The 5069-nt window shown below is 53.8% G+C and carries 5 protein-coding genes; 4 read left to right on the top strand and 1 reads right to left on the bottom strand.

Annotated features, from left to right (window positions below; all coding sequences use genetic code 11):
- Nucleotides 1-124: 124 nt before the first annotated feature.
- Entirely contained in the window at nt 125-553 is a 429-nt protein-coding gene (locus L1D47_RS20055) for a CidA/LrgA family protein (RefSeq protein ID WP_239886551.1), read from the top strand.
- Nucleotides 537-1247, top strand: coding sequence for an LrgB family protein (locus tag L1D47_RS20050; RefSeq protein ID WP_239886552.1), 711 nt, complete (start codon nt 537-539; stop codon nt 1245-1247). Before L1D47_RS20055 ends, L1D47_RS20050 begins: the two co-directional genes overlap by 17 nt.
- Nucleotides 1248-1295: 48 nt before the next feature.
- Here the strand turns inward: L1D47_RS20050 and L1D47_RS20045 are convergent, their stop codons facing one another.
- The gene (locus L1D47_RS20045; RefSeq protein ID WP_041510165.1) at nt 1296-1715 is read right to left on the bottom strand and encodes a CBS domain-containing protein; all 420 of its coding nucleotides are present in this window, start codon (nt 1713-1715) and stop codon (nt 1296-1298) included.
- 359 nt (nt 1716-2074) lie between these two features.
- Here L1D47_RS20045 and L1D47_RS20040 point away from each other — a divergent pair, with 359 nt between their 5' ends.
- Both L1D47_RS20040 and L1D47_RS20035 read left to right on the top strand, forming a co-directional pair.
- Nucleotides 2075-3847: an alkaline phosphatase D family protein gene (locus L1D47_RS20040; RefSeq protein ID WP_239886550.1), complete on the top strand. Its 1773-nt coding sequence runs from the start codon at nt 2075-2077 to the stop codon at nt 3845-3847.
- Between the two features lie 283 nt (nt 3848-4130).
- Complete coding sequence (locus L1D47_RS20035) at nt 4131-4697, top strand: phosphoribosyltransferase family protein (protein WP_041510167.1); 567 nt, start codon at nt 4131-4133, stop codon at nt 4695-4697.
- The last annotated feature ends 372 nt before the right edge of the window (nt 4698-5069 follow it).

Below are 5069 nucleotides of genomic sequence, written 5' to 3'. Positions count from 1 at the left end.
GTAGTGTAATGCCTTGAGATCCATTGAATAGCTTTTGGTAATTTATTTTATAAATAATATTCATTTTTTTTATTTAAATGGCAAGCGTAAGATCGCTACATCTTCTCGTTAGACAGAGTTTTTCATGGCAACTTTTCTCCCCCCACTTCGAAATCTGCTGCAACTCCTGTTGCAGGTGGGGCTATTGTCTCTGCTGGCCCTTGCCGCCCAATGGTTGGTGACTCGCCTGGCCTTACCCCTACCTAGCGGGGTGATTGGCCTGGTGGCGCTGCTGGCCCTGTTGGCGCTCAACTGGTTGCCCGAACGTTTCGTGGCCCGTGGCGCCGCCTGGCTGCTGGGTGAGCTGCTACTCTTCTTCATTCCGCCCGTTGTCGCCTCCATGCACTATGCGCCGCTGCTGGAGCAGTATGGTGTGAGCCTGCTCTGCACCTTAGTGCTGGGGAGCGTCAGCGTCTTGCTGATCACCGGCTTTGTCATCGACCGAGTCTTTAAGTATGAGCGCCGCATTAGACGCTCCGGCGCGGCCCAGACGTTGGATGTTCGACATGGTTAACTCATTGCATCTGTCGCTGCTCGGCCTAGGCTGCTTGCTGGCTACCCTGGTCAGTTACGTCCTGAGTAAGGGGCTCTATCGTCGCTTCGGTCACTGGTGGTTGTCACCCATGGTGCTGACACCGGCCATACTGCTGGCCTTGGTGGTCATTTTTGCCATTCCGCTGCCCACCTATTTCGAATATAACCACTATCTCAGCATGCTACTGGCGCCGGCGACCATTGCCTTTGCCTTGCCCATCTATCGTGAACGTCATCTGATCCGTCGCTACCCGCTGACCCTGAGCCTGGGTGTGCTGACCGGTCTGCTGGCGGGCCTGGTCTCCTCCTGGCTGCTGACGCGGGTGATCTATCTGCCGCCCGAGTTGTCCCACAGCCTGCTGGTGCGGTCGGTGTCGACCCCTTTTGCCTTGGAGGCGACCCGCGAGTTTGGCGGCGTGCCGGATCTCACCGCCGTATTGGTATTGATGACGGGTGTGCTGGGCATGCTCTTGTGTGGCCCGGTATTCAGGCTGGCTAAGATCTCCAGCCCGTTGGCCAAAGGCGCCGCCCTTGGCGCCAGTGCCCATGGGGTGGGGGCGGCCAAGGCCGCCGAATATGGTCGGGAAGAGGGGGGGGTGGCCAGCCTTACCATGATCTTTACCGGCATCGCCATGGTGATTGGCGCGCCGCTGTTCGCCTATCTCTTGGTGTAGGTTGCTTAAGTTACAGACTTAGATGGCAGGCTTAGACGACAGGCTTATCTAGCGTTTAAGTAGCGCGGCGCATAGCTTGACGAAGTCCGACGAGGTTAAGATGCCAATCACCTTGTGGGCCTCGTCGACTACCGGCAGGCAGCCCAGCTTGTTGTCGACGAAATAATCCACCACCACGGCCAGTGGCTCGTCCAGGGTCACCTTCTGAAACTCCCTATCCATGATCTCGGCCACCGAGGTGCGCCGCTCTTGACGATCCAGTCCTTCGTTGCCGTAATGGGTTAGCATGCCCATGACTGTGCTGATCATCTTCTTATGGGTGAGAATACCCACCAGGGTGCCATCGGTTTCGCTGATGACGGGCAGGTGACGTACGCCGCGGCTGCTCATCAGGAGGTGGGCGTCCTTGGTGGTGGCCTGATCGCTGATGCACACAGTGTCTTTGGACATGATATCGCTGACTCTCATGGTCGACTCCTTCAACTATGGGGATGCATTTATCATAACAGTTATTTATGGCGCGATTTAAAAATGCACGCCATCGGCCTGGGGGTGCAGATATCCCCGCGGCGAAAAATGCTGCTGCATGGCATTAACCCAGCCTCTTTCGAGATGTTCTGCTGCCTTGGCTGTCTCCCTCAGTCGAAACTAGCGGTTGCCGTGATCATAATAATTTTGCAATATTGTTAATTGATAATTAGAGTCATTAGACCTCTTACCAGGAATAACAATAACAAGGTCAGTTATCTTTCGCAGTAGGCGTTTTCAGCTTCACATGATGTGAAACGAGGGCACAAGGGATAACCGGCTCAAATAAAGGAATAATAATGAAAACCAAGTATTCTCGCAGGGATTTTCTGGCCATGTCGGCCAAGGGTGTTGGTGCCGCCGTTGTCTCCTATGGCCTGATGGGCTGTTCAAGCAGTGACGACGATAAGCAGGAAGCCGCCTCTAAGGTACAATTTCTTCACGGTGTCGCCAGTGGTGACCCGACCCACAGCGCTGTGATCCTCTGGACCCGAGTGACCCCAGAAACCGACGGTGACGTCAAGGTAGGCTGGGAGATCGCAACCGATGCCGACTTTACCCAGATGATCTCCAACGGTGAAACCACCACCAATGCCGATCGCGACTATACCGTCAAGGTGGATGCCATCGGCTTGGATGCGGGCACGGCCTACTACTATCGCTTCATGTCGGGCGAGCAGGTATCGAATGCCGGCATGACCAAGACGCTACCGCAGGGCGCGGTCGAGCAGGTTAAGCTGGCGGTGATGTCTTGCGCTAACTACCCGGCCGGTCATTTCAATGTGTATCAGCTGGCGAGCGAGCAGGACGCTCTGGACGCCGTGGTGCACCTTGGCGACTACATCTATGAATATGGTCGCGGCGGTTATGCCAGCGAAAATGCGGTCGAGTTGGGCCGTGAAGTCATGCCTGCCGGTGAACTCTTTACCCTGTCAGATTACCGCACCCGCTATGGTCAATACCGCAGCGATGGCTCACTGCAGGGCCTACATGCCAAGGTGCCTTTCATTACCGTATGGGATGACCATGAGGTGGCGAACGATACCTGGTCTGGCGGCGCCGAAAACCATAACGAGGGCGAAGGGGATTTCGAGGCCCGTAAGACGGCTGCGCTGCAAGCCTACTTCGAGTGGCTGCCTATCCGCCCATGGCGCGAGGGGAACCACGAGGAGATCTATCGCTCGTTTAGCTTCGGCGATCTGGTCGACCTGCATATGCTAGATACCCGGGTGCTGGCCCGAGACAAGCAGCTGGACTATGCCGACTATGTCGATGCCGCCACAGGCGCCATGGACAGTGCTCGCTTCATGGCGGATGTCACCAGCAGCGACCGCACCCTACTGGGCGCCGATCAGCTACAGTGGCTGCAGGCCAGCCTGCTGAGCGCCACCGGTAAGTGGCAGGTTCTGGGACAGCAGGTGTTGATGGGCACCATGATGCTGCCAGCGGCGATCGCCATGCAGAAGCTCTCTGTCTATGAGTATGCCGAGCTAGGTGCCCTGGCGCAGCTGGCGGCCCGAGCGGCGGCCAATGATCCGACCCTAACGGCGCAGGAATACAGCTACCTTATCGGTAACCAGCACAAGCTGACACCCGAGGTGGTGGCGCTGCTGCAACTGCCAGCTATTCCATACAACTTAGATGCCTGGGATGGTTACGCCTACGAGCGAGAGGTGATCCTGGCGACGGCGAAATCGACTGGCGCTAACCTGGTGGTGATTGCCGGTGATACCCATAACGCCTGGGCTAACGAGCTGAAGGACAGCCATGGTGATATCGTTGGCGTCGAGTACGCGACCAGCTCGGTTTCTTCACCTGGACTCGAATACTATCTTGGTATTCCTGCCGATCAGCAGAGCGTGACCGAGGCCGGTGTCGTCGACCTGGTTGAGGGGCTTAAGTACACTAACCTAAGGGATCGCGGTTTCATGGTATTGACCTTCACACCTGAGTCGGTACGCAGCGACTGGCACTTCGTCGATACGATTCTCGATAGCGAGTTTAGCGAGGCAACTGACAAGCACTACGCGGCGATGACCATGGCGGGTGAGGCCAAGATCAGCGCGGCATAAGCCGAGGCAAAGTGACTGAAATTGGCTTAAAGTAACTGAAGCCGCCTTAGAGGCGGCTTTTTTTGTCTTAAAAAGTGCATCCCCGTCCAAGTTTCGTTATTTAGTTCTGCATAGGGGGATTTTTTAGTATAAAATTCAGCTCCAAATCCCGCAGCGCCGATTGTCGTCGTGTTGAAGTTCAATACGCGCCCCTTGTGCTACGCTGGATTTGGGGCGAAGCCTAATCGATGGATTACCTTCCTCCCTCTCAAAGACCAAATTAGAACAAGATGGGGACGGCCTGATGTCTGAGAAACACTTTATTACCGCACAGGAATTGCTGGAAGATTCTTTTCGCCTTGCGGCGCAAGTTTATGAGAGCGGTTTTAGACCACAGTTTATTGTCGGCATATGGCGTGGTGGTGCCCCGATAGGGATCGCAGTCCAAGAATATTTCGATTTTAAGCAGGTCGAGACAGATCATATTGCCGTACGTACCTCTTCTTACTATGGCATAGGCACAGACAAGCAGAGCAAGCAGATCAAGGTGCATGGTTTGCACTATATCGTCGAGAACGCCAACGCCGATGATGGCCTGTTGATCGTCGACGATGTGTTCGATTCTGGCCGCAGCATCCACGCCCTGAAAGAGAAGCTGGCGGAGCTGATGCGCCTTAACATGCCAAGAGATGTGCGCATCGCCTGCCCATACTACAAGCCGAAGAATACCGCGGTATCGCTAAAGCCGGATTACTTCATTCATGAATCTGAAGACTGGTTGGTATTCCCGCACGAGGTGTCTGGCCTGTCGCCAGAGGAGATTGCCAACGGTAAGAGCGATCTGAAGAACATCAAAGAGCTCTTCGTGTGATACCAAGCGTAGTAAGTAACTGGTCATTTTAGCTTGTTAAAACGCGCGATAACTGTGCTCGATAACTGTGTGAGTATTTTTGACTGCTGAATAACGACTCATCAAGAATACTCTCTTGTTCTCAAACGTTTGCCTTACGCTAAATCTAATTACTTACTGTGATGGGTATAAAAACTCGAGCCATGAAAATGCCACCTTAGGGTGGCATTTTTTATCTGTTAATTGGCTTATACCAATCGTAATAAATAATTGATCATTCTAGCTTGTTAAAACGCTCGATAACTGTATTAGTATTTTTAATTGTAGAATAACTACTTATCTAAAAATCCTGCTTTGTTCTCAAGCGTTTTTCCTGCGCTATTTCTGATCACA

This window comes from Shewanella sp. Isolate7 (assembly GCF_022398425.1).
Lineage (GTDB): Bacteria > Pseudomonadota > Gammaproteobacteria > Enterobacterales > Shewanellaceae > Shewanella.
Note: the sequence above shows the minus strand (reverse complement) of the source record. Positions and strands in the feature narration are given on the sequence as shown.